Source organism: Kribbella sp. NPDC003557, from assembly GCF_040610805.1.
Lineage (GTDB): Bacteria > Actinomycetota > Actinomycetes > Propionibacteriales > Kribbellaceae > Kribbella.
Genome location: NZ_JBEXMY010000017.1, coordinates 31891 through 52047, shown reverse-complemented (window position 1 = coordinate 52047; position 20157 = coordinate 31891). Strand labels below are relative to the sequence as shown.

At 70.3% G+C, this 20157-nt stretch carries 20 protein-coding genes; 7 read left to right on the top strand and 13 right to left on the bottom strand.

Annotation, left to right across the window (positions count from 1 at the left end):
- Positions 1 to 4 precede the first annotated feature (4 nt).
- The 5 genes from ABZW60_RS40995 to ABZW60_RS40975 all read right to left on the bottom strand — a co-directional run bounded on the left by ABZW60_RS40995 (position 5) and on the right by ABZW60_RS40975 (position 5969).
- Entirely contained in the window at positions 5 to 907 is a 903-nt protein-coding gene (locus ABZW60_RS40995; RefSeq protein ID WP_355486082.1) for a dihydrodipicolinate synthase family protein, read from the bottom strand.
- On the bottom strand, positions 904 to 2985 hold the full coding sequence (locus ABZW60_RS40990) for a 2Fe-2S iron-sulfur cluster-binding protein (protein ID WP_355486081.1): 2082 nt from the start codon (positions 2983 to 2985) through the stop codon (positions 904 to 906). Before ABZW60_RS40990 ends, ABZW60_RS40995 begins: the two co-directional genes overlap by 4 nt.
- Complete coding sequence (locus tag ABZW60_RS40985; RefSeq protein ID WP_355486080.1) at positions 2982 to 4142, bottom strand: FAD-binding oxidoreductase; 1161 nt, start codon at positions 4140 to 4142, stop codon at positions 2982 to 2984. Before ABZW60_RS40985 ends, ABZW60_RS40990 begins: the two co-directional genes overlap by 4 nt.
- Before the next feature lie 122 nt (positions 4143 to 4264).
- Positions 4265 to 4870 (bottom strand): XRE family transcriptional regulator, encoded by a 606-nt coding sequence (locus ABZW60_RS40980; protein ID WP_355486079.1) that lies wholly within the window; start codon positions 4868 to 4870, stop codon positions 4265 to 4267.
- A gap of 46 nt (positions 4871 to 4916) precedes the next feature.
- Positions 4917 to 5969, bottom strand: coding sequence for an SDR family oxidoreductase (locus ABZW60_RS40975; protein ID WP_355486078.1), 1053 nt, complete (start codon positions 5967 to 5969; stop codon positions 4917 to 4919).
- A gap of 71 nt (positions 5970 to 6040) precedes the next feature.
- Here ABZW60_RS40975 and ABZW60_RS40970 point away from each other — a divergent pair, with 71 nt between their 5' ends.
- Positions 6041 to 6934 (top strand): LysR family transcriptional regulator, encoded by an 894-nt coding sequence (locus tag ABZW60_RS40970; protein ID WP_355486077.1) that lies wholly within the window; start codon positions 6041 to 6043, stop codon positions 6932 to 6934.
- On the top strand, positions 6927 to 7859 hold the full coding sequence (locus ABZW60_RS40965; protein ID WP_355486076.1) for a cation diffusion facilitator family transporter: 933 nt from the start codon (positions 6927 to 6929) through the stop codon (positions 7857 to 7859). Before ABZW60_RS40970 ends, ABZW60_RS40965 begins: the two co-directional genes overlap by 8 nt.
- Here the strand turns inward: ABZW60_RS40965 and ABZW60_RS40960 are convergent.
- Together ABZW60_RS40960 and ABZW60_RS40955 are read right to left on the bottom strand one after the other, a co-directional pair.
- On the bottom strand, positions 7844 to 8032 hold the full coding sequence (locus tag ABZW60_RS40960) for a DUF3099 domain-containing protein (RefSeq protein WP_355486075.1): 189 nt from the start codon (positions 8030 to 8032) through the stop codon (positions 7844 to 7846). The two genes, ABZW60_RS40965 and ABZW60_RS40960, sit on opposite strands and share 16 nt — an antisense overlap.
- 1 nt (position 8033) lies before the next feature.
- A complete protein-coding gene (locus tag ABZW60_RS40955; protein ID WP_355486074.1) occupies positions 8034 to 8483 on the bottom strand; it encodes a MarR family transcriptional regulator in 450 nt (149 codons plus the stop codon).
- 118 nt (positions 8484 to 8601) lie between these two features.
- On the opposite strand from ABZW60_RS40955, the gene ABZW60_RS40950 reads away from it, so the two are divergent.
- Both ABZW60_RS40950 and ABZW60_RS40945 read left to right on the top strand, forming a co-directional pair.
- On the top strand, positions 8602 to 9786 hold the full coding sequence (locus tag ABZW60_RS40950; RefSeq protein ID WP_355486073.1) for an MFS transporter: 1185 nt from the start codon (positions 8602 to 8604) through the stop codon (positions 9784 to 9786).
- Complete coding sequence (locus ABZW60_RS40945; protein ID WP_355486072.1) at positions 9786 to 10604, top strand: aldo/keto reductase; 819 nt, start codon at positions 9786 to 9788, stop codon at positions 10602 to 10604. Before ABZW60_RS40950 ends, ABZW60_RS40945 begins: the two co-directional genes overlap by 1 nt.
- A 7-nt stretch (positions 10605 to 10611) precedes the next feature.
- Here the strand turns inward: ABZW60_RS40945 and ABZW60_RS40940 are convergent, their stop codons facing one another.
- On the bottom strand, positions 10612 to 11259 hold the full coding sequence (locus tag ABZW60_RS40940) for a sortase (protein ID WP_355486071.1): 648 nt from the start codon (positions 11257 to 11259) through the stop codon (positions 10612 to 10614).
- Positions 11260 to 11344: 85 nt separating this feature from the next.
- Positions 11345 to 12403, bottom strand: a complete 1059-nt coding sequence (locus ABZW60_RS40935) for a hypothetical protein (RefSeq protein ID WP_355486070.1) — start codon at positions 12401 to 12403, stop codon at positions 11345 to 11347.
- Between the two features lie 341 nt (positions 12404 to 12744).
- Here ABZW60_RS40935 and ABZW60_RS40930 point away from each other — a divergent pair, with 341 nt between their 5' ends.
- Positions 12745 to 13455, top strand: a complete 711-nt coding sequence (locus ABZW60_RS40930; protein ID WP_355486069.1) for a TetR/AcrR family transcriptional regulator C-terminal domain-containing protein — start codon at positions 12745 to 12747, stop codon at positions 13453 to 13455.
- On the opposite strand, the gene ABZW60_RS40925 is transcribed toward ABZW60_RS40930, so the two are convergent.
- The 3 genes from ABZW60_RS40925 to ABZW60_RS40915 are packed head-to-tail and all read right to left on the bottom strand — an operon-like array spanning position 13452 to position 16937.
- A complete protein-coding gene (locus tag ABZW60_RS40925; protein ID WP_355486068.1) occupies positions 13452 to 14864 on the bottom strand; it encodes a dihydrolipoamide acetyltransferase family protein in 1413 nt (470 codons plus the stop codon). The two genes, ABZW60_RS40930 and ABZW60_RS40925, sit on opposite strands and share 4 nt — an antisense overlap.
- The gene (locus ABZW60_RS40920; RefSeq protein ID WP_355486067.1) at positions 14861 to 15847 is read right to left on the bottom strand and encodes an alpha-ketoacid dehydrogenase subunit beta; all 987 of its coding nucleotides are present in this window, start codon (positions 15845 to 15847) and stop codon (positions 14861 to 14863) included. The genes ABZW60_RS40925 and ABZW60_RS40920 overlap by 4 nt, the downstream gene beginning before the upstream one ends.
- Before the next feature lies 1 nt (position 15848).
- Positions 15849 to 16937: a thiamine pyrophosphate-dependent dehydrogenase E1 component subunit alpha gene (locus ABZW60_RS40915; protein WP_355486066.1), complete on the bottom strand. Its 1089-nt coding sequence runs from the start codon at positions 16935 to 16937 to the stop codon at positions 15849 to 15851.
- A 118-nt stretch (positions 16938 to 17055) separates the two neighbouring features.
- Here ABZW60_RS40915 and ABZW60_RS40910 point away from each other — a divergent pair, with 118 nt between their 5' ends.
- The gene (locus ABZW60_RS40910) at positions 17056 to 17544 is read left to right on the top strand and encodes an Lrp/AsnC family transcriptional regulator (protein WP_167205109.1); all 489 of its coding nucleotides are present in this window, start codon (positions 17056 to 17058) and stop codon (positions 17542 to 17544) included.
- Here the strand turns inward: ABZW60_RS40910 and ABZW60_RS40905 are convergent.
- Complete coding sequence (locus ABZW60_RS40905; protein ID WP_355486065.1) at positions 17541 to 18500, bottom strand: LacI family DNA-binding transcriptional regulator; 960 nt, start codon at positions 18498 to 18500, stop codon at positions 17541 to 17543. The genes ABZW60_RS40910 and ABZW60_RS40905 overlap by 4 nt on opposite strands.
- Before the next feature lie 78 nt (positions 18501 to 18578).
- Here ABZW60_RS40905 and ABZW60_RS40900 point away from each other — a divergent pair, with 78 nt between their 5' ends.
- Positions 18579 to 19895, top strand: a complete 1317-nt coding sequence (locus ABZW60_RS40900; protein ID WP_355486064.1) for a Gfo/Idh/MocA family oxidoreductase — start codon at positions 18579 to 18581, stop codon at positions 19893 to 19895.
- Positions 19896 to 20157: the final 262 nt, after the last annotated feature.

Genomic DNA, 20157 nt, shown 5'->3' with positions numbered 1-20157 from the left:
TGCCTCACTTCAGGGACTCCACTGCTTTCTTCATGTCCTGCTCCAGTTGCGCGACGTGCTCGGGGACGAGCGGTCCACGCGGCGGCCGGCAGGGTCCGCCGAACCGTCCGACGTAGTCCATGCCGTACTTGATCGCCTGGACGAACTCGGTGCGCGAGTCCCACCGGAACGCCGCGACCAGCGGCTCGTACAACGCGCGGGCCTCCTCCAGCTTGCCCTGCGTGGCGAGCTCGAACAACCGGACCGATTCCTTGGGGAACACGTTCGGGAAGCCGGCGAACCAGCCGGTCGCGCCCATCAGCAGCGCCTCGAGGGTGAGGTCGTCGGCACCGGCGATGACGGCCAGATCAGGCGCCAGCTCGCGGATCTCGAGGATCCGTCGGACGTCACCGGAGAACTCCTTGACCGCGACGATGTTCTCGATCTGCGCGATCTCGGCGAGCAGGTCAGGCGTCAGGTCGACCTTGGTGTCCAGCGGGTTGTTGTAGACCATCACCGGCAGGCCGGCCTTCGCGACCTCGGTGAAGTGCGCGATCACCTCGCCCCGGTTCGCCCGGTACATGGTCGGCGGCAGGCAGAGCACGCCGTCCGCACCGTCCTCGGCCGCCTTCTCCGCCCAGGCGCGGGCCTGGTGCGAGCCGACGCCGTGGACGCCGACGACCACGACACCGTCGTCGCCGACGGCCTCGATCGCGGTCTTCGCCACGGCCCGGCGCTCGTCGTCGGTGAGCGACGAGTACTCGCCGAGCGAGCCGTTCGGCCCGACGCCGCGGCAGCCGTTGTCGACCAGCCAGCGGCAGTGCTCGGCGTACTTGTCGAGGTCGGGACGCAGCCCTGCCGGCGCCGACGCGTCCTCGGCGTACGGCAGTGCGGTCGCGACGATCACGCCGTCCAACTTCTCGCTCATGGTTCCTCCCTGGTTTCCGGTGATGGCGCGACCTCGGCCGCCGCCAGATCCCGCAGCCTCACTGGTACGGCGATCGGTCGTTTCATGCTTGGTTCCGGTACGTCTCCCGGCTTGGCCAGCAGGGCAGCCACGGTGCGCGAGCAAACCCGCCCCTGGCACAGCCCGAGCCCCGCCCGGCTGCTCAACTTCATCGCCCGCCCGTCCTCCAGCCCTCGCTCGTCAGCGGCGGCCTCGAGCTGCCCGCGCGTCACTTCCTCGCACCTACAGACGAGCGTCCCCGCGTCACTCCAGCTCTTCCACCCGTCCCGCACCGGATAAGCCCGAGCCAACGCAGCCGCAAACCGCCGCCCCTTGACAACAGCCGCCACCGCACTCGCAGGCAGCCGAACCGAGGCCCCCCGAGAACGACCCGACACCCCCGGGCCAGCCAGGCCCGCGCCGGACACGTCCACGCCGGGCAGGTCCACGCCGGGCAGGTCCACGCCGGGCAGGTCCACGCCGGGCAGGTCCACGCCGGGTAGGTCCACGCCGGGTACCCCCGCAGCAGGTGCGCTAGCCGTGGGTGCGCCAGCGGCAGGTGTGCCAGCGGTGGGTGGGAGCGGAATGGTGGTTTGGGCGTGGTGGGCTGCGGCGGTGCCGGCGAGGGTGCCCTCGGCGGTGGAGAGGGCGGCGCCGCCGATGCCGGTGAGTTCGCCGGCTGCGAAGACGCCGGAGGTGCTGGTCTGTTGGTTGGCGTCCACGGCGACCGCCGGGCCACCGTCGGGGCCGGTGGTGATGGTGCAGCATGCGGACACCGCGAGCTCCAGGTTCGCGGTGAAGCCGAAGCCTACGCAGATCGCATCGACGTCCACCCGTCGCTCGGTGCCGCGGATCGGGCGCCAATCGCTGGTGAGCTGGACGATCGTCGCCGCCTCGACGTGGCTCGTACCGTGGGCGGCGATCACAGTCCAGCCGTGGTGGAGCGGGATCCGATGGCGGGCGAGCAACGCGCCGTACCCAACGGCCTCGCGGAGCTTGCTGCGGGCAACCAAAGGATCGGTGGACCAGCCCTTGCGGACCGTCGTCAGCGTGTTGGCCTCGAGGAGTTCGACAACGTCGGCACCGACGCCGATCAACGACTCGGCGACCGGCAGCAGGAACGGGCCGGTGCCGGCGACCAGCACGCGACGGCCAACGGCGACCCGCTGCCCCTTCGCCAGCGCTTGGGCGGCACCTGCCGTATACACGCCCGGCAGATCCCAGCCAGGGAACGGCAGCACACGATCGAAAGCACCGGCAGCCAGTACTACGGACTTCGCGTCGATGGCGAACGGCTTCCGGCCGCTCGCGTCCGCCGGACCGGTTTGTGCCCAGAGCCGCAGACCCTCCACCGCCCAGATGGAAGTCTCCGGAAGGTACGTAATCCGTGGGTGATCCAGCAGCCGGTCCCGCTGCCGCACGAACGCCTTCCACTCGTGCTGCAGGCGATCCGGCCGCTGAGCTGCGAACTCCTCCGGCAACTGCCGGTTGTACTGCCCACCAACAGCCCGCCCGCTGTCGACCAGCAACACCCCGGCCCCCGCATCCGCAGCCGCAACCGCCGCCGCGATCCCAGCCGGCCCCGCCCCAACCACCACAACCTCAGCCACCCGCCCCACCGCGTCACCAGAAGCCCCCACACCCGAGCCTGCCGTGGTGGAAGGCGCTGTGGCAGAAGCCGTTGTGGCAGAAGCCGTCGTGGCAGAAGCCGTCGTGGCAGAAGCCGTTGCGTTGGAAGGCGTTGTCGTGGGGAGGGCTGCGCCTTGTTGGGTGGTGATGGTGTCGTTGGGGGTGATGGTGCGTTGGCACGCTCGGACGTCGGGTAGGCCGTTGACGGTGACCAAGCAGTCTTGGCAGGCGCCGATGCCGCAGAAGACTCCTCGGGGCCGGTCTTGCACGCGGGTCGTGCGCCAAGTGTCCTGGCCGTTGGCAAGTAGTACGGCGGCGATCGTCTGGCCGGCCCGGGCTGCGACCCGCTGGCCGTCGACCGTGATGTCGACCGGGGTCGACGGACCGACCTCGGCAGGGTCGCCGGACTGAGGACGCAGGAAGGCGGTCATGCGGCGATCACCGCCGGGCGGTCGACGCGGAACGGCGACGGGTCGAGATGCGGGTCCAGACCGAGGAACTGTTCGGTGAGGAGGCGGCCGGTGGACGGGGCGAGGCCGATGCCGGCGCCCTCGTGGCCGGTCGCGTGCCACAGGCCGTGGACGCGGGGGTCCGGGCCGATGACCGGCAGGTGATCCGGCGCGTACGGCCGGAAGCCGCCGTACGTCCGCATCACCGGGACATCGCCGAGGAACGGGAACAGACCCATCGCCTTGCGCGCGAGCTCGCGCAGCACCCGGACCCGGATCGCGTCGTCGAACCCGATCCGCTCGCGGCTCGAGCCGATCAGCACTGTCCCGGCGCGCGTCGACTCCACCACGGTGGAGGTCTGCAGCTCGGCGTCGCCGCTGCCGACCGCGCCGACGTAGTCCGCGTCGTACACCTTGTGGCGCACGCACTCCGGCAGCGGCGCCGTCACGAGGATCATCCCGCGCCGCGGCAACACCTCGATCGGCGCACCGGCCGCCGCGGCGAACGCGCCCGCCCACGGCCCGCACGCGTTGAGCACCGCCCCGCAGGCGATGTCGCCGTCGGACGTGTCGACGCCGACGATCCGGCCTCGTGACTGCCGGATCCCGAGCGCGGTGACCCCCGATCTGACCTCGCCGCCGCGCCCGCGAACCGCCGCCAGCAACGCCGTCGCCGCCAGCACCGGCTGCACCTGGGCGTCGTCCGGGTAGTGCACCCCGACGGTCACCCGCGGCGTGATCAGTGGCTCGAGCTCGAAGACCTCCGCGGGCTCGATCACCCGCGCCACGACACCCGCCTCCCGCTGCTTCGCCGCGAACGCGGTCAACGGCTCCGGGTCACCGGTCGCCACCACGACGCCGCCCTTCGCCTCCCACTCGACGTCGGCGACCCGCTCGGGCAGCCGCCCGCGGACGACGTCCCACTCGGCGCGCGACGCGACGGCGAGCTCCAGCTCCGGCCCGGGCTCCTTGTCCGACACCAGCACGTTGCCCTCGCCGGACGCCGTCGTCCCCGCGGCCGGGCCGTCGCGGTCGATGACGAGGACACGCACCCCGGCCGCCGACAGCGCCTCCGCGCACGCCGCCCCGACCATGCCCGCACCGACCACCACCACATCGGGTGTCGCGGACCGGTGCATGACGGACCTCCTCGGAAGGCGTTCGCTAAAATGAACGACACCGAGCCTACGCGCGCTCCCGGCGACCGGTCAATGCACCCAACCGGACCTCACCCGGACCTTTCCCGGAACCCAGCCGGCAGCTACACCGGCAGATGCGGACCACCGGCCGCAGCCGGGTACACATCCGGCGGGTACTCCAGCAGCAGCACCGACCGCACCGGCCCGTCCACCGCCTCGTACGAGTGCGGCCCGGCGGCACGGAACGCCAGGTAGTCACCCGGCCCCAGATCCGCGCTCTGCCCGTGAGCGTTGATCCGCAGGCATCCCGACAGGACGATGTGATGCTCGGTCCCCGGATGACCGTCGGAGTGCTGGACCGCGTCCGGCCGGATCTCCTGGTTGTAGATCTCGAACAGCCCGCCCGGGTGCTCGAGCCGCCGCAGCATCCGGAGGTCGATCGCATCCCCGGACAGGACGTCGACGTCCGCGGACCGCACCAGCACCACGTCCGAGGCCGGCGAGTCGGCCAGCAACGCCGAGACCGGCACACCGAGAGCGTTCGACAAACTGAACACTGTCTCGATCGTCGGGTTGCCCGCACCGGACTCCAGTTGCGACAACGTACCTTTCGCGATCCCGGACCGCCGGGCGAGTTCGGACAGCGAGATGCCCTGCTCGTCCCGCCGCGCCCGCAGGTTCGTCCCGAGCAGCTTTCCCGCACCCATCGCCGTCACAGCCCGGAGCATGCCACATCCGCCGGCAACCGCGGATCCGTCGCCCGGGCGGGAACGGTCACGGAATGATCCGGCGCCGCCGCAGGTCCGCGAAGATGCCGTAGAACATCTGCTCGGTGTCGACGTACTCGTGGAACCCGGCGCGCCGCGACTTCGAGGCGTCGGCGAAGAAGTCGTAGTCCCATCCGAACACGAAGTCGGCGAACGGCCAGGACGACACCTCGGCGAACGACGCGGCCTCCAGCCCGTGAGTGGCCTGCAGCTGTTTCCAGGCCGGTTCCTTGTCCGCCATCACGTCCTGCAGCGACATCTGCAGCGGCGGCGCGACCTCCATCCCGAACCAGGCGCCGAGCTTCGGCCACAACTCGCTCCAGCGGAACAGATCGCCGTTCGTGATGTTGAACGCCTGGTTCGCCGCGGCCGGCGCGGTCGCCGCCCAGACCGTTGCCTTGGCCAACAACCCGGCGTCGGTCAGCTCCAGCAGCGAGTGGTACGCGCCGGGTTTGCCCGGGAATCGCAGCGGTACGCCGAGTTCCTTCGACAGCGACGCGTACACGGCGATCGCGACCGCGAGGTTCATCGGGTTGCCGAGCGCGGATCCGCCCACCACGGAAGGCCGCAGCGCCGACCAGGTCCACGCCTTGCCGTGCTGCCGTTCCTCGAGGAACCGCTGCTGGTCGACGTTGAACTCCGGCGGCAGATGCGGCGGATCGTCCTCGCGCGCCGGCGTCTTGAACGGCCCGAGATGCGCGCCGTACACCTTGTAGCCCTGCATCAGGCTGACGTGCCGCAGCCCGCGGGCGACCGGTTCGATCGCGTCGACGACGTTCACCAGCATCGCGAGATTCGGCGCGACCAGCTCGGCCCAGGTCGGGCGGTCCTGGTACGCGACGTAGAAGACGTGCGTCACGTCGGTCAGCCCGGACAGCTTGTCCCGGGTGTCGTCCGGGTCCAGCAGATCAACGCCGACGTGCCGCACGCGGCCGGGTACGTCGGTCCCGCCGCGCCGCGACAGCCCGATCACCCGCCACCCGGGCAGCGACGCCAGATGCTCGACCAGATTCGTCCCGATGACTCCTCGGGCACCCACCACCAACGCGACGTTCTCCATGCCGAACAGCCTTGCTGACCTGCGCGGATAAATCCAAGGCATAGTTTTCACCGAAGCCATAAACTGAAGACATGGCAACGCTCAGGCAGCTCGAGTACCTCGTCACCGTGGTCGACCAGGGCTCGTTCACGAGGGCCGCCGAGCTCCTGCACGTCACCCAGCCCGCGCTCTCCCACCAGATCCGCACCCTCGAGCGCTCCGCCGGCGGTCCGCTGCTGGAGCGGCTCCCCCGCAGCGTCCGCCTGACGCCGACCGGCCGCGCGATGCTTCCCCATGCCCGCGCGACCTTGGCCGACGCGGAACGGGCGCGCTGCGCTGCGCGACAGGCTGCCGGACTCGAGGTCGGCGAGCTGCAGATCGCGACGCTGTACTCGATCACCTTGGGCGTGCTGCCGGCTGCCCTCCGCGCGTGGCGGCAGACACGTCCGAACGTCGGCATCCGCCTGTTCGAGCACCGCCATACCGACGAACTCGTGGACGCGATGCACTCCGGCCAGGCCGACCTCGCCGTCGGTCCCGAACCGCCGGACTGGCCCGGTGTCACCCGCGTTCTCGGCACCGAGGAGCTCGTCGTCGTGGTCGCCGCCGACGATCCCGTGGCGACCGGCGACACCGTCAAGCTGCAGGACCTGGCCGACCGCGCCTGGGTCCACTACGCACCCGGGCACGGTCTCGCGGACGTCCTCGACAACGCCTGTGCACAAGCCGGTTTCGAGCCGCGCATCGCCGTACGCACCGAACAGACCGCCGCCGCGCCCGCGCTGGCAGCGGCTGGTCTGGGCCCGGCGCTGGTCCCCGACAACATCCTCCCGAAGGACTTCGACGGTCACGTCCTGCACCCGGAACCCGCCGTACGCCGGACCCTCACGGCGTACACACGCGGCGAACCGGATCCGCTCGCGGCCGCCTTCGTCGACGTACTGTTTCGATCCGCCGGGCTCCGGGCACGCGAAGGTGATGCCTGACAAAGAGTCGGACGCGACAGTCCTCCTGGCCGGTACGGCGAATCTCGCGATCGCGATCGCGAAGACCGTCGCGGGCCTGCTCTCGGGATCGACCGCCCTGCTCGCCGAGGCGGCGCACTCCGTCGCCGACACGCTCAACCAGGCCTTCCTGCTGACCGCGTTGCACCGCAGCCGCAAGCCCGCCGACACGCGACATCCCTTCGGCTACGGGATGGAGCGGTACTTCTGGGCGCTGCTGGCCGCCGTCGGCATCCTGGTGCTCGGCGCCGGCTTCTCGATCACCGAGGGCCTGCGGTCGATCCTCGCACCCGAGCCGATCGCCGCCCTCGCGGTCATCTATCCGGTGCTCGCGATCTCGTTCGTGTTCGAGGGCGCGTCCTGGCTGCGCGCGATGCTCCAGCTCCGGCAGGAGGCGCGGGCGGCCGGCGTGCCGCTGCTGCACCAGCTCCGCAGCGCCGAGCCCGCGGTCAAGACCGTGGCACTCGAGGACTCGGCCGCGTTGATCGGCCTGCTGATCGCCGCGACCGGCGTGACGCTGGCGGTCGTCACCGGCGAACACCTCTGGGACGGCGCCGCGTCGATCGCGATCGGGCTGCTGCTGATCGTCGTCGCGTTCGTGCTCGGTCGTGACAACAAGGCGATGCTGATCGGGCGCGCCCTGCCGACCGACACCCAGCGCGAGATCCGCGCGATCATCGCGAGCGAGCCCGGCATCGACGAGGTCCCCGAGCTGCTCAGCCTGCGGCTCGCGCCGGAGCAGGTGCTGGTGGTCGCGACCGTCGACCTGGACGATTCCGAGACCACCGGCGCCGCCGTCGAGCAGCTCGCCGAGCGGATCGACAAGAGGGTCCGCGAGGCGTTCCCGATGGTGCGGCACCTCTACCTCGACCCGACGCCGGCGGACGCCCGTCAGCGTTTGTCGTAACCCCAGTTCGCGATGATCACAGCGGTCGGGGGCAGGACGGCGGCGACCGCGCTCATTCCGATCGCCACCGGGATCGAGAAGAACCGGACGACGAACCAGGCCAGGATGATCAGCGTGAGGCAGCTGCCCATCAGCAGGATGTAGAGCTTGCGGTTGTCGTAGCGACGAGCCATGTCACACCTTCAGCGGGAGCTTCCCCAGCGCGTCGACCAGCGGGGAGAGCTCCGGTAGCTCGGCGGCCTGCCGCAGTGCGGACGTCAGTACGGCGTCATGCGTCGGCTGGGCCTGGTCCAGCAGGTCACGGCCGGCCTGGGTGACTTCCGTGTAGATGCCACGCCGGTCGGTCGGGCACAGGTAGCGCTGCAGCAGCTTGCGGTCCTCCAACCGGTTCACCAGCCGGGTCGTGGCGGACTGACTCAGCACGACAGCGTTCGACAGCTGGTTCATCCGCAGGTGGTAGTCGTCCTGCCGCGCCAGCACGTCCAGCACGCTGTACTCACTCACCGACAGCCCGTGCTGCTTCTGCAGCGCGCGCTCCAGCTCGTCCTCGATCCGGGCGTGCAGCGCCGCCAGGGTTCGCCACCCCTGCGCCCGCGCCTCCGCGGCGTCATCCGGTAGTCCCACGACACCTCCACTTGAACTTCACCGTTGCATGCGCAATCATAGCGCTTGCGCAATAGCCCGCGTGTGCAACTATCGCGCACGCCGGTAATAGTCACCAGACTACATTCGAAGGAGCGTCATGCCAGCGGCCCTGCTCGCACTGGCCATCGGTGCGTTCGGCATCGGCACCACCGAGTTCGTCATCATGGGGCTGCTGCCCGAGGTCGCCACCGACTTCGGCGTCAGCATCCCGTCCGCCGGACTGCTCATCTCCGGCTACGCGTTGGGCGTCGTGGTCGGCGCCCCGCTGCTCACCGCCATCGGCTCCAAGGTCTCCCGCAAGACCGTGCTGATCGCGCTGATGGGCGTCTTCATCGCCGGGAACCTGCTGTCCGCGCTCGCCCCGTCGTACGGCGTCCTGATGACCGGACGGATCGTGGCGGCGCTGTCCCACGGCGCGTTCTTCGGCGTCGGCTCCGTGGTCGCGGCCTCGCTCGTCCCGAAGGCCAAGCAGGCCAGTGCGATCGCCCTGATGTTCACCGGGCTGACCGTGGCCAACGTGCTCGGCGTACCGGGCGGGACTGCGCTCGGTCAGCAGTTCGGCTGGCGGTCGACGTTCTGGGCGGTCACCGCGCTCGGTGTGATCGGGCTGCTCGGCATCGTGTTCATGGTGCCGCGGCAGGACACCACGGAGGGGCCGGGGCTGCGCAGCGAGCTGGCGGTGTTCAAGAACCTGCAGGTGTGGCTGGCACTGGCCATGACCGCGCTCGGGTTCGCCGGCGTGTTCGCGTCGTTCACCTACATCGCACCGATGATGACCGAGGTCGCGGGCTTCTCTGCCGGGGCTGTGACCTGGCTGCTGGTGCTGTTCGGCGGAGGGCTGGTTGTCGGCAACCTGCTGGGAGGTAAGGCAGCGGACCGATCGCTGATGCCGAGTCTGTACCTCATCCTGACGCTACTGGCCGCCGTTCTGGTCGTCTTCGTGTTCACCGCGCACGCCAAGCTCCCGTCTGCCGTGACGATCGCGCTCTTCGGCGCTGCCGGCTTCGCCACGGTCGCCCCGCTGCAGAAGCGCGTGATGGACAAGGCGACCGGCGCTCCGGCACTCGCGTCCGCGGCCAACATCGCCGCCTTCAACCTCGGCAACGCTGCTGGCGCTTACCTCGGCGGACTCACCATCGAGCACGGTCTCGGCTACACAGCGCCCAACTGGGTCGGCGCCGCGCTGGCCGTCACCGGTCTGCTCGTCGCACTCGTCTCCGGCCTGCTGGACCGCCGCCACCCCAGCCAGACCCCCGCACTCGTTCTTGAAGGAAGCCACTGATGATCCCCACCGTGAAGCTCAACAACGGCGTCGAGATGCCCCAGCTCGGGTACGGCGTCTTCCAGGTCCCGAACGACGAAACGGCGACCGCCGTGACACACGCGCTCGAGGCCGGGTACCGCAGCATCGACACCGCGGCGGCGTACCAGAACGAGGCAGGTGTCGGGCAGGCGATCGCAGCATCCGGCATCGACCGCAGCGAGCTGTTCGTCACCACCAAGCTGTGGAACGCGGACCAGGGCTACGACTCGACGCTGAGGGCGTTCGACCGGAGCCTGTCGCTGCTCGGCCTGGAGTACCTGGACCTGTACCTCATCCACTGGCCCACCCCGGCCCGTGATCTGTACGTCGACAGCTGGCGCGCACTGGAGAAGCTGTACGCCGACGGCCGCGTCCGCGCGATCGGCGTCTCCAACTTCCAGCCCGACCACCTGGACCGGCTCTCCGGCATCACCCCGGCGGTGAACCAGGTCGAGCTCCACCCGTACCTGCAGCAGGCCGACGTACGCACGTACGGGCGCGACTTCGGTGTCCGCACCGAGGCCTGGAGCCCGCTGGCCAAGGGCGGCACGCTGCTGTCGGAACCGGTCATCGAAACGCTGGCCAAGCAGTACGAGCGCACGCCGGCACAGATCGTCCTTCGCTGGCATCTGCAGCTCGGCAACATCGTCATCCCGAAGTCGGTCACGCCGTCCCGCATCCGCGAGAACCTGGACGTCTTCGACTTCACCCTGACCGACGACGACCTGGCCACGATCGGCACGCTGGATCGCAACGAACGCACCGGGCCCGACCCCGACACGTTCAACGTGGCCTGACAACGGGTCAGGTCTTGGGGACGGCGACCACCACGGCGTTGCTGAGGTACGACGTACCGTCCCAGTCCTCGCAGGTGACCAGGACCAGGCGGCCGGGGACCGACTGGTCGAACACCCTGGACGCCGCCTTCGCGAGAGCCCGCTTGCGATAGACCGTGACCGTCGTGACCACGTAGCTGAGCGCACCGCGTCGCGTCGTCACCGAGACCGTGTCACCAGCGGTCAGGCGGTCGAGGTCGTCGAACGCGCCGCCCCCGGTGTGCACGGTGTGGCCGGTGATGATCGCCGAGCCCTTGGCGGCGCCCGGCCTGGCTCCGTCGGACCACCACCCGACGAGCAGCGGATTCGACGGCGGTACGAGCGTGCCGCCGCGGGCCCGGATGCTCAGCACCCGCGCCGAGACGCCCAGTCGTGGCACGGAGACCCTGATCGGGTCGCCGGGCTGCGGGCGTGCCGTACTGCGGACCTCCGGGGGCGGCGCGCTCTGCTGCGGCGTCTTCGACGGTGTCTGAGAGGACCCGGTCGACTGTGACGGCGCGGTCGCCGTTCTGCTCGACGACGTGCCAGGGGCGCTGGTGGCCGATGTCGAGCCTGCGCCGGCCTGTGGACGCTGCTCGTCGTCCTTGGGCCTGAACTGGAGGTATCCGCCGGTCACCAGCAGTGCGACGCCGGCCGTCCCGGCCGCGATCGCCCACCAAGATGGACGTGCGCGGCCGGGACGGCGACGTTTCGGCGATGCGTCAGGCAGAGTGCTGACCCCGACGCTGCAGAGTCTTCGCGGCACCGGCGATCAGGAGCACGCCGCCCAGGCACAGCAGGGCGATGCCCCAGGTGCCCTGGGTGCTCGAGAGCGCCGACATGTTCTTCGAACCACCCGACAGACCCGCGTCGATCGCGGTCGGAACCCCGCCCGGCGTGCTCGGCGTGTCAGTCGCCGACGGGCTCTGAGACGGCGACGCACTCGGCGTCTCCGACGGGGTCTCGCCAGGCGTCTCCGAAGGCGTCTCGCTCGGCGTCTCGGAGGGGGTCTCGCTCGGGGTCTCCGACGGCGTCTCGCTCGGGGTTTCGCTCGGCGTCTCCGAAGGCGTCTCGCTCGGGGTCTCCGACGGGGTCTCGCTCGGCGTCTCGGATGGCGTTTCGCTCGGGGTCTCCGACGGGGTCTCGCTCGGCGTCTCGGAGGGGGTCTCGCTCGGAGTTTCCGACGGCGTCTCCGAAGGAGTCTCGCTGGGGGTCTCCGACGGCGTCTCGGAAGGCGTTTCGCTCGGCGTCTCGGACGGGGTCTCGCTCGGCGTCTCCGACGGCGTCGTGGTCGGGGTGTCCGTCGGGGTCGGCGTCGGCGTGGTGCCCTGTCCGACGCAGAAGCTCACGTGGCTGAGCCCGTAGTACTTGCCGTTGTTGGGGTTGACCGGCGTGTGCAGGCCCGCGCCGACGATCGTGCCGCCCGGACGGTAGTCGTAGAAGTTCGCGTTCGGGCCACCCTTGATGATGGCGCCGAGCACCGTACCGCCGGTGGCCGTGAAGTTGATCAGGTCGCCGGTCTTCGCCCACGTGACCGTGACGCCCGCTCCTTCCTTGGCGCCCGGGGTCGGCGGGTCGAACTTGATTTCCGTCGAGCCGGGGATCAGGTCGGCGCACTTGGGGTTGCCCGGGACCACGGTCACCTCGTCCGCGGACGCCGACGGCGCCGTTGCGAGGGTGACACCTCCCACGGCAAGTGCCAGTGCGCCCGCACTGCTGAGCAGCGCGATCACGCGCGAGTTCTTGAAGCGCCCCCGCGCGTCCACCGATGTGTTGTTCACAGTCTTCCTAGGTCCAGGCCGGTCGCTCGACCGGGCAGATCGTCGGCGGTCCCCCCGACAGACTTCCGCCGGACCGGACCAGGCGGTGAAAGCCGTCTGCCGGAACTACTGCCCCGGCAGGTCGAAGCTCCGATCCGGTAGTCACCGGCCCGCCCCCACTGGAGTTCGACCCTCGCGATTGTGGCGAGACCGGCTGCTCTGCGCAAGCTCAAGCCAAGCGACTCGCCGTGGTCCTTACGTTTCAGGACAGAGCGTCCCGGGCGCCGACCCACAGTAGTTGCCAATCGCTACTAATACACTGTTTTAGGCTCTGAGACGCCGTATTGGCTATGCTCCGGCGGGTGGCGCGTGAAGCGGATCGGAAGACGGTGCTGGGGTCGGTGTGGCTGCGCGAGGAGCCGTCGTCGACGCGGGCGCCGCTGAGCCGGGACGACATCGTGCTGACCGCGATCAAGGTGCTCGACCGCGAAGGCCTGGACACGTTCTCGATGCGGAGGATGGCGGCCGAGCTCGGCACCGCCGCGACCTCGGCGCTGTACTGGCGGATCGCCACCAAGAACGACCTGCTCGAGCTGGTCGTGGACGAGGTGTTCGCGGCCGCGCTGGTGCCGGCGCCGGACGAAGGCGACTGGCGGGACGAGGTGACGGCCGTCGTCGGGGCGGCCTACCAGGCGTTGTCGGAGCACCCGTGGGCGTGTGAGCTGCTCGCGTCGCACGCCGGGCTCGGGCCGAACTACCAAGGGCTGACCCAGCGCCTGCACTCGATCCTCAGGTCGGCGGGATTCCGCGGCACACACCTGGTCGCGGCGGTCTCCGCGATCTTCCAGTACCTGATCGGCGCGGCCGTCACCGACGCCGCCTGGCTGTCGGTCGTACGGCGCAGTGGCCTGAACGGATCACGCTGGGCGTCGGAGTCAGCCGGCCGGATGGGCGTCGACGCGGAGCATCTCGCGGCGTACCTGGACCGCGACAGCCACGCCGGCCCGGAGGCACGGTTCGCCTCCGGGCTGCGGGTGATCCTGGTCGGACTGCGGCCGCGGCAGATCTCTTAGAGATCGGCGAAGGCGGACGCGGGGTTCTCGAACGCGTCGGCGACGAAGCGCAGGAAGGCGGCTGCCGTTCCGCCGTCGCAGACACGGTGGTCGAACACGAGCGACAGCTGCGTGAGCTTGCGGATCGCGAGCTCACCGTCGACCACCCACGGCCGGTCGATGATCCGGCCGACGCCGAGGATCGCGACCTGCGGGTGGTTGATGATCGCGGCGCTGCCGTCGACCCCGAAGCTGCCGTAGTTGTTCAAGGTGAACGTCCCGCAGGTCAGCTCCTGCTGGGTCAGCCGACCGTCGCGCGCCGACCCGGTCAGGCGGCGGATCTCCGCGTCCAGACCGCGCGTCGTCAGTGCGTGGGCGCCCGCGACCGCCGGGACCACGAGACCACGGTCGGTCTGCGCGGCCAGGCCGAGGTTCACGCCGTCGTACTGGACGAGTTCCTCGCGCTCGGTGTCGACGTACCCGTTCAGCTCCGGGTACTTCAGCAGGCCGGCGACCACGAAGCGGGCCATCAGCGCGAGCAGTCCCGGGCCGGAGTCCGTTGCCGATCGCAACGATTCGCGGAGCTCGATCAGCGCGGTCGCGTCCACGTCGACCCAGGTGGTCGCCTCGGGGATCTCCGCCCGGCTCCGGCTCAGCGTCGCCACGACCGCCTTACGGAAACCACTCATCGGAACGCGCCGCAACTCAGGCAACCCGGTCCGCGCAGCAACCGCACCGGCGGCGACCGCACCGGCCGCACCGGCCCCGGCCGCACCGGCCCCGGCCGCACCGGACCCGACCCCAGCTGACCCTGCCGCACCGAACCCGACAGCGCCGGCCGCGACCGGACCGGACCCGGCCGGCGCCGACCCCACCAGCTCCGGCTCCTGCGTGGTCCGGAGCCGCGCGGCGATGGCCTCCTCGACGTCCCGCCGGACGATCAGGCCGCCTTCACCCGACCCGGTCAGCTCGCGAAGATCCACCTCGGCGTCCCGCGCCAACCGGCGCACCACCGGGGACACCACCAACGGAACCTTGTTTTCCGGAACATTTTCCGCAACCGGCGCCGACTTCTTTCCGGAAACCACCGAACGCGGTTTCCGCCGCCGGCCCGACGACGTGCTCGCGTCCGTGCCGTAGCCGACCAGGACGTTCCCCGAGCCGGCCCGCTCCTCCTGCCGGTACGCCGCCCCGTCCGGATCCCCGACCGTGATGAGCGGTTTCCCGACCGGCACCGTGGTCCCGGGCTCGCCGTGCAGTTCCTCGATCACCCCGGCGTACGGCGACGGCAGCTCGACAATCGACTTGGCGGTCTCGACCTCCGCGATCGGGGTGTCGACGGCGATCACGTCGCCGACCTTCACCAGCCAGCGCACGATCTCCGCCTCGGTCAGGCCCTCGCCGAGATCCGGGAGCAGGAACGTGTTCACGAGTCCTCCCACTGCAGGTCGTCGACCGCGTCGAGGATCCGGTCCACGCTCGGCAGCTGGTGCTTCTCCAGCTTCGGCGGCGGGAACGGGATGTCGAACGCGGTCACCCGCCGCACCGGCGCGGCCAGCGAGTGGAAGCACTTCTCCGTGACGCGGGCGACGATCTCCGACGACACGCTCGCGAACCCGCTCGCCTCGGCGACCACGACAGCCCGGCCGGTACGCCGGACCGCCGCGCACACCGTCTCGTCGTCGAACGGCACCACCGACCGCAGATCCACCACGGTCAGCTGACGTCCCTCGGCCGCGGCGACCTCGGCCGCCTCCAGCGCGACCGGCACCGCGGGGCCGTAGGCGATGAGCGTCGCGTCCGCGCCTTCCCGGCGGACGACGGCCTTGCCGATCCCGGGCTGCGCCTCGGTGAGGTCGACCTCTTCCTTGGCCCAGTACAGCTTCTTCGGCTCCATGAACACGACCGGATCCGGGAACTCGATTGCCTCGCGCAACAACGCGTACGCGTCCGCGACCGTCGCCGGGGTCACCACGGTCAGCCCGGGGGTGTGCGCGAAGTAGCTCTCCGAGGAGTCGCTGTGGTGCTCGACGCCGCCGATGCCGCCGCCGTACGGGATCCGGATCACCATCGGCAGCGTGACCCGGCCGCGGGTCCGGTTGCGCATCTTGGCGACGTGCGAGACGACCTGCTCGAACGCCGGGTACCCGAACGCGTCGAACTGCATCTCGACGACCGGGCGCAGGCCGTTCATCGCCATGCCGACCGCCATCCCGACGATGCCGGCCTCGGCCAGCGGGGTGTCGAAGCAGCGCTTGTCGCCGAACTCCGCGGTCAGCCCGTCGGTGATCCGGAAGACGCCGCCGAGCGCGCCGACGTCCTCCCCGAACATCACCACGGACTCGTCGGCGGTCATCGCGTCCCGCAGCGCCTGGTTGAGCGCCTGCGCCATCGAGATCTTCGTGTGCGCCATCTCAGGCCTCCTCTCGCGCGAGCTCGTCACGGAGGAACGCTGCCTGCTCTCGCAGCTGCTGGGTTTGCGAGGCGTAGAGATGCGCGAAAAGGTCGTCGGGGTCGACGGACGGCTCCGGCATCAGCCCGTCACGCAGCCGCGCAGCCACCTCGACGGCGCCGGCCTCGGCACGCTGCCTCACGTCGTCGTCCAGCCAGCCCTGCTGCTCGAGGTACGTCGTCAGCCGCTCGATCGGGTCGCGCTCCAGCCAGGGGGCGACCTCCGCGTCCTCGCGGTAGCGGGTCGCGTCGTCGGCGTTGGTGTGCGCCTGCACCCGGTAGGTGTGCGCCTCGATCAGCTGCGGCCCCTCGCCCGCGCGGGCCTTGTCGACGGCCTGTCCGAGCACGGCCAGCAGGCCGGCGAGATCGTTGCCGTCGGCCCGTTCACCCGGGATGCCGTACCCGATGCCCTTGTGCGCGAGCGACGGCGCCGCGCTCTGCCGGGCGAGCGGGACGGAGATCGCGTACTCGTTGTTCTGGATGAAGAACACCACCGGCGCCTGGAACACCGCCGCGAAGTTGAGGGCCTCGTGGAAGTCGCCCTCACTCGTGCCGCCGTCGCCGACGAGCGCCATCACGACCGTGTCCTCCCCCTTCAGCCGGGCCGCGTGCGCGACACCGACCGCGTGCGGGAGCTGGGTCGCCAGCGGGGTCGCCTGCGGCGCGACCTTGTGCGCGTACGGGTCGTAGCCCGAGTGCCAGTCGCCGCGGAGCAGCGTCAGCGTCTCGATCGGGTCGACGCCGCGGCTCATGATCGACACCGAGTCGCGGTACGTCGGGAACAGCCAGTCGCCCTCGCGCAGCACCATCGTGGCCGCGAGCTGACAGGCCTCCTGGCCGAACGACGACGGGTACACCGCGAGCCGGCCCTGGCGGACCAGCGCACTGGCCTGGTCGTTGAAGCGACGGCCCTTGATCAACTGTGTGTAGCCGTCGAGCAGCGCCTCTTTGGAGGGCAGCCGGTACGACGGGTGGTCGTGCGGAACACCGTACTGATCGATCAGACAGACGGGGTCCGCGGAGGGGAGCAAACGCTCCTCGACGGTGGTCATGAACCCTCCAGCGCAGGAGACGGACGGTAGCCACATCGTCGTCCCTCCTGGCCAAGTGGATCCATAGCTGGGAGAATCGCGAGACGTTTGGATTCCGGAGCGCGACAGGAGATGCAGAATGTCCGACGAGGTGATGGTCCATCGGGCCGGTCCTGGACAGATTGTCGTCGCCCCGGCGCTCGACGAGATCGATCGGCAGATCATCGAGGCCCTCGGGCGGGACGGACGGCTGTCGATCCGGGCCCTCGCCGACGAGGTGCACATCTCCCGCGCGAACGCCTACGCCCGGGTCGAGCGGCTCACGAACACCGGCGTCATCACCGGTTTCACGGTCACCGTCGACCCGCTCAAGCTGGGCCTCGCCACCTCGGCGTACGTCACTCTGAGTCTCCGTCAGAGCTCCTGGCGGACGCTGCGCAAACAGCTCCAGGCGATCCCCGAGATCAAGCACATGGCCCTGGTCGGCGGCGACTTCGACGCGATCCTGCTGGTCCGCGCGGCCGACAACGAGGGCCTCCGCCGCCTCGTCCTGGAGAAACTACAGGCGATCCCCGAGGTCCTCGCCACCCGGACGGCCCTGATCTTCGAGGACGTCGGCACGCTCTAGCAGCCGCAGGACCTGCGCAGGATCAGCTCGGTCGGGACGGTCAGTGCCTCGGTCGACTCCTCGCCGTCGATCAGCCGGCGGACCGCTTCGCGGGCCAGGTTCTCGACCGGCTGACGGACGACGGTCAGCGGCGGCCAGGTGTACTCGGTCTCGGGCGTCCCGTCGAACGCCGCGACCGCGATGTCGTCGGGCACGGCGCGGCCGGCCTCGTGCAGCGCCCGCAGTACGCCGATCGCCTGCAGGTCGGAGCTGGCGAAGATCGCGGTGGGCTGTGCCGCCAGCAGCGTCTGCGCCGCCCGGTACCCGCCCTCGCGGGAGAACGAGGCACGAGCGATCGGGCCCTCCGCGAGCCCCGCCGCCTCGAGCGCGTCGCGCCAGCCCAGCTCGCGCTCGGGATGACCGGCGCCGCCGATCACCAGGCCGATCCGGCGATGACCGTGCGAGATCAGGTGCTCGACACCGAGCCGGGCGCCCTCGCGGTACGCCGGGCGCACCGAGCTGACCGTCGGCAGCACGCGGTTGATCGCGATCACCGGGACCTCGACGTCGTCCAGCGACGGATCCGCGGTCGGCGCGACCAGCATCAGCCCGCTGACCTGGCGGGTCAGCAGCTCCGCGATCTTCGCCCGCTCGGTGACCGGGTCCCCGTCGGCGCTCGTCTGCAGCACGACGTACCCGCGGGCGGCGGCCTCCCGGTCGATCGCCTTCGCGAGCTCGGCGAACAGCGGATTGCCGCCGTCCGGCGTGATCAGCCCGAAGGTGCGCGTCGTCCCCATCCGCAGCGCCCGGGCGGTCGCGTTCGGCCGGTACCCGAGCGCGCGGATCGCGTCGAGCACCCGCTCACGGGTCTCCGGCGCGACCTTCCGCGGGCCCTCGTTCACCACGTAGCTGACGACGGCAGTGCTGACCCCGGCGTACTCCGCCACGTCGTTGCGGGTCACCGGGTCCTTGGGCATGCAGCGATGGTACGACGGTTGACCGGTCCGGAAAGCGGTTGCTAGCGTCGGTGTCTACACGAGTAGAAGGAGTCCACCGTGGCCAGACGGTATGCAGTCGCCGGGACCGGTTCGCGCGCGCAGTCGTACATCCGCGCGATCCTCCAGGACCACCCCGAGGAGGCGGAGCTGGTTGCCCTGCTCGACCCGAACCCGGGCCGGCTCGCGTTCCACCAGCGCTTCGTCGCCGAGCTCGGCGGCAGCGAGCTCCCGCAGTACGGCGCCGACGACCTGGAGCGGATGGTCAAGGAGCAGGCCGTCGACCGCGTGGTGGTGACCAGCCCCGACTACACGCACGCGGCGGTCGTGTCGCGGCTGCTGCGGGCCGGCGCCGACGTGATCGTCGAGAAGCCGCTGACCATCGACGCGGACGGCACCCGGCAGATCGTCGACGCGATGAACGAGTCGGGCAGGTCCGTCGTCGTCACCTTCAACTACCGGTACTCACCGCGGAACAGCGCGCTGCGGCAGCTGATCCAGGACGGCGAGATCGGGGACGTGACCAGCGTCGAGTTCCAGTGGGTGCTCGACACCCGGCACGGCGCGGACTACTTCCGGCGCTGGCACCGGGAGAAGAAGAACTCCGGCGGCCTGCTGATCCACAAGGCGTCCCACCACTTCGACCTGGTGAACTGGTGGATCGCCTCGTCGCCGAAACGCGTCTTCGCGTCCGGCGGACTGGCCTTCTACGGCTCCGACAACGCGGCGGCCCGCGGGCTCGGCGAGCGGCCGGCGCGTGGCACGGTCGACGATTCGGCCGGCGACCCGTGGCTGCTGGACCTGCGCACCGACGACACGAACCGGCAGCTGTACTACGAGAGCGAGAAGTACGACGGGTACCTGCGCGACCAGGACGTGTTCGGCCCGGGGATCACGATCGAGGACAACATGTCCGTGATCGCGGAGTACGCCAACGGCGCGCGACTGAGCTACTCGCTGAACGCGCACTCGCCGTGGGAGGGGTACCGGGTGTCGGTCAACGGCACGCTCGGCCGCGCGGAACTGGAGGTGGTCGAGCGGGCCGCGGTCGTCGACGACCAGATCGACCCCAGCTACCCGTCCGGCCGGGTGATCGCGGGCGACGTCCGGACCAACGGCGAGCGGCTGGTGCTGCAGAAGCACTGGGCGACCGCCGTCGAGGTCGAGATCCCGCGGGGCGAGGGTGGCCACGGCGGCGGTGACAAGCTGATCTACAACGACCTTTTCGTTGGCCCGGGCAACGATTCGCTGGGCCGCGCGGCCGATGTCCACGACGGTGTGCGCGCGGTCGCGGTCGGTATCGCCGCCAACCAGTCACTCGTCTCCGGCCAGCCGGTCGTCGTCGCCGACCTGAACCTCGGCGGCTGGTCCTCCTAGCCTGGCATCGCTCGGGATCTGCTGGATCATCGTCGATCCAGCAGATCCCGGACCCGGCGTGTCTCCTCGGCCACGTCCTGCGACAGGACCACCGGACACACTGCCGGTCGGCGACTAGTTGCTGACGGCGACAAGCGGGCCTTACGAACCCGTATGGCAAGAATGCCGGGACAGCCAGTAATGGGAGACGCCGGTCATCGAACAGATCCTTGGCCTGCATGGATTCTCGCCGGTCGACTAGGCATCATGGGCAGCGCGCAGG

Coding starts and splice junctions, on each gene's coding strand:
- ABZW60_RS40995 (WP_355486082.1), bottom strand. CDS start 907: ATGAGCGAGAAGTTGGACGGCGTGATCGTCGCGACCGCACTGCCGTAC.
- ABZW60_RS40990 (WP_355486081.1), bottom strand. CDS start 2,985: ATGACCGCCTTCCTGCGTCCTCAGTCCGGCGACCCTGCCGAGGTCGGT.
- ABZW60_RS40985 (WP_355486080.1), bottom strand. CDS start 4,142: ATGCACCGGTCCGCGACACCCGATGTGGTGGTGGTCGGTGCGGGCATG.
- ABZW60_RS40980 (WP_355486079.1), bottom strand. CDS start 4,870: ATGCTCCGGGCTGTGACGGCGATGGGTGCGGGAAAGCTGCTCGGGACG.
- ABZW60_RS40975 (WP_355486078.1), bottom strand. CDS start 5,969: ATGGAGAACGTCGCGTTGGTGGTGGGTGCCCGAGGAGTCATCGGGACG.
- ABZW60_RS40970 (WP_355486077.1), top strand. CDS start 6,041: ATGGCAACGCTCAGGCAGCTCGAGTACCTCGTCACCGTGGTCGACCAG.
- ABZW60_RS40965 (WP_355486076.1), top strand. CDS start 6,927: ATGCCTGACAAAGAGTCGGACGCGACAGTCCTCCTGGCCGGTACGGCG.
- ABZW60_RS40960 (WP_355486075.1), bottom strand. CDS start 8,032: ATGGCTCGTCGCTACGACAACCGCAAGCTCTACATCCTGCTGATGGGC.
- ABZW60_RS40950 (WP_355486073.1), top strand. CDS start 8,602: ATGCCAGCGGCCCTGCTCGCACTGGCCATCGGTGCGTTCGGCATCGGC.
- ABZW60_RS40945 (WP_355486072.1), top strand. CDS start 9,786: ATGATCCCCACCGTGAAGCTCAACAACGGCGTCGAGATGCCCCAGCTC.
- ABZW60_RS40920 (WP_355486067.1), bottom strand. CDS start 15,847: ATGGCGCACACGAAGATCTCGATGGCGCAGGCGCTCAACCAGGCGCTG.
- ABZW60_RS40915 (WP_355486066.1), bottom strand. CDS start 16,937: ATGACCACCGTCGAGGAGCGTTTGCTCCCCTCCGCGGACCCCGTCTGT.
- ABZW60_RS40910 (WP_167205109.1), top strand. CDS start 17,056: ATGTCCGACGAGGTGATGGTCCATCGGGCCGGTCCTGGACAGATTGTC.
- ABZW60_RS40905 (WP_355486065.1), bottom strand. CDS start 18,500: ATGCCCAAGGACCCGGTGACCCGCAACGACGTGGCGGAGTACGCCGGG.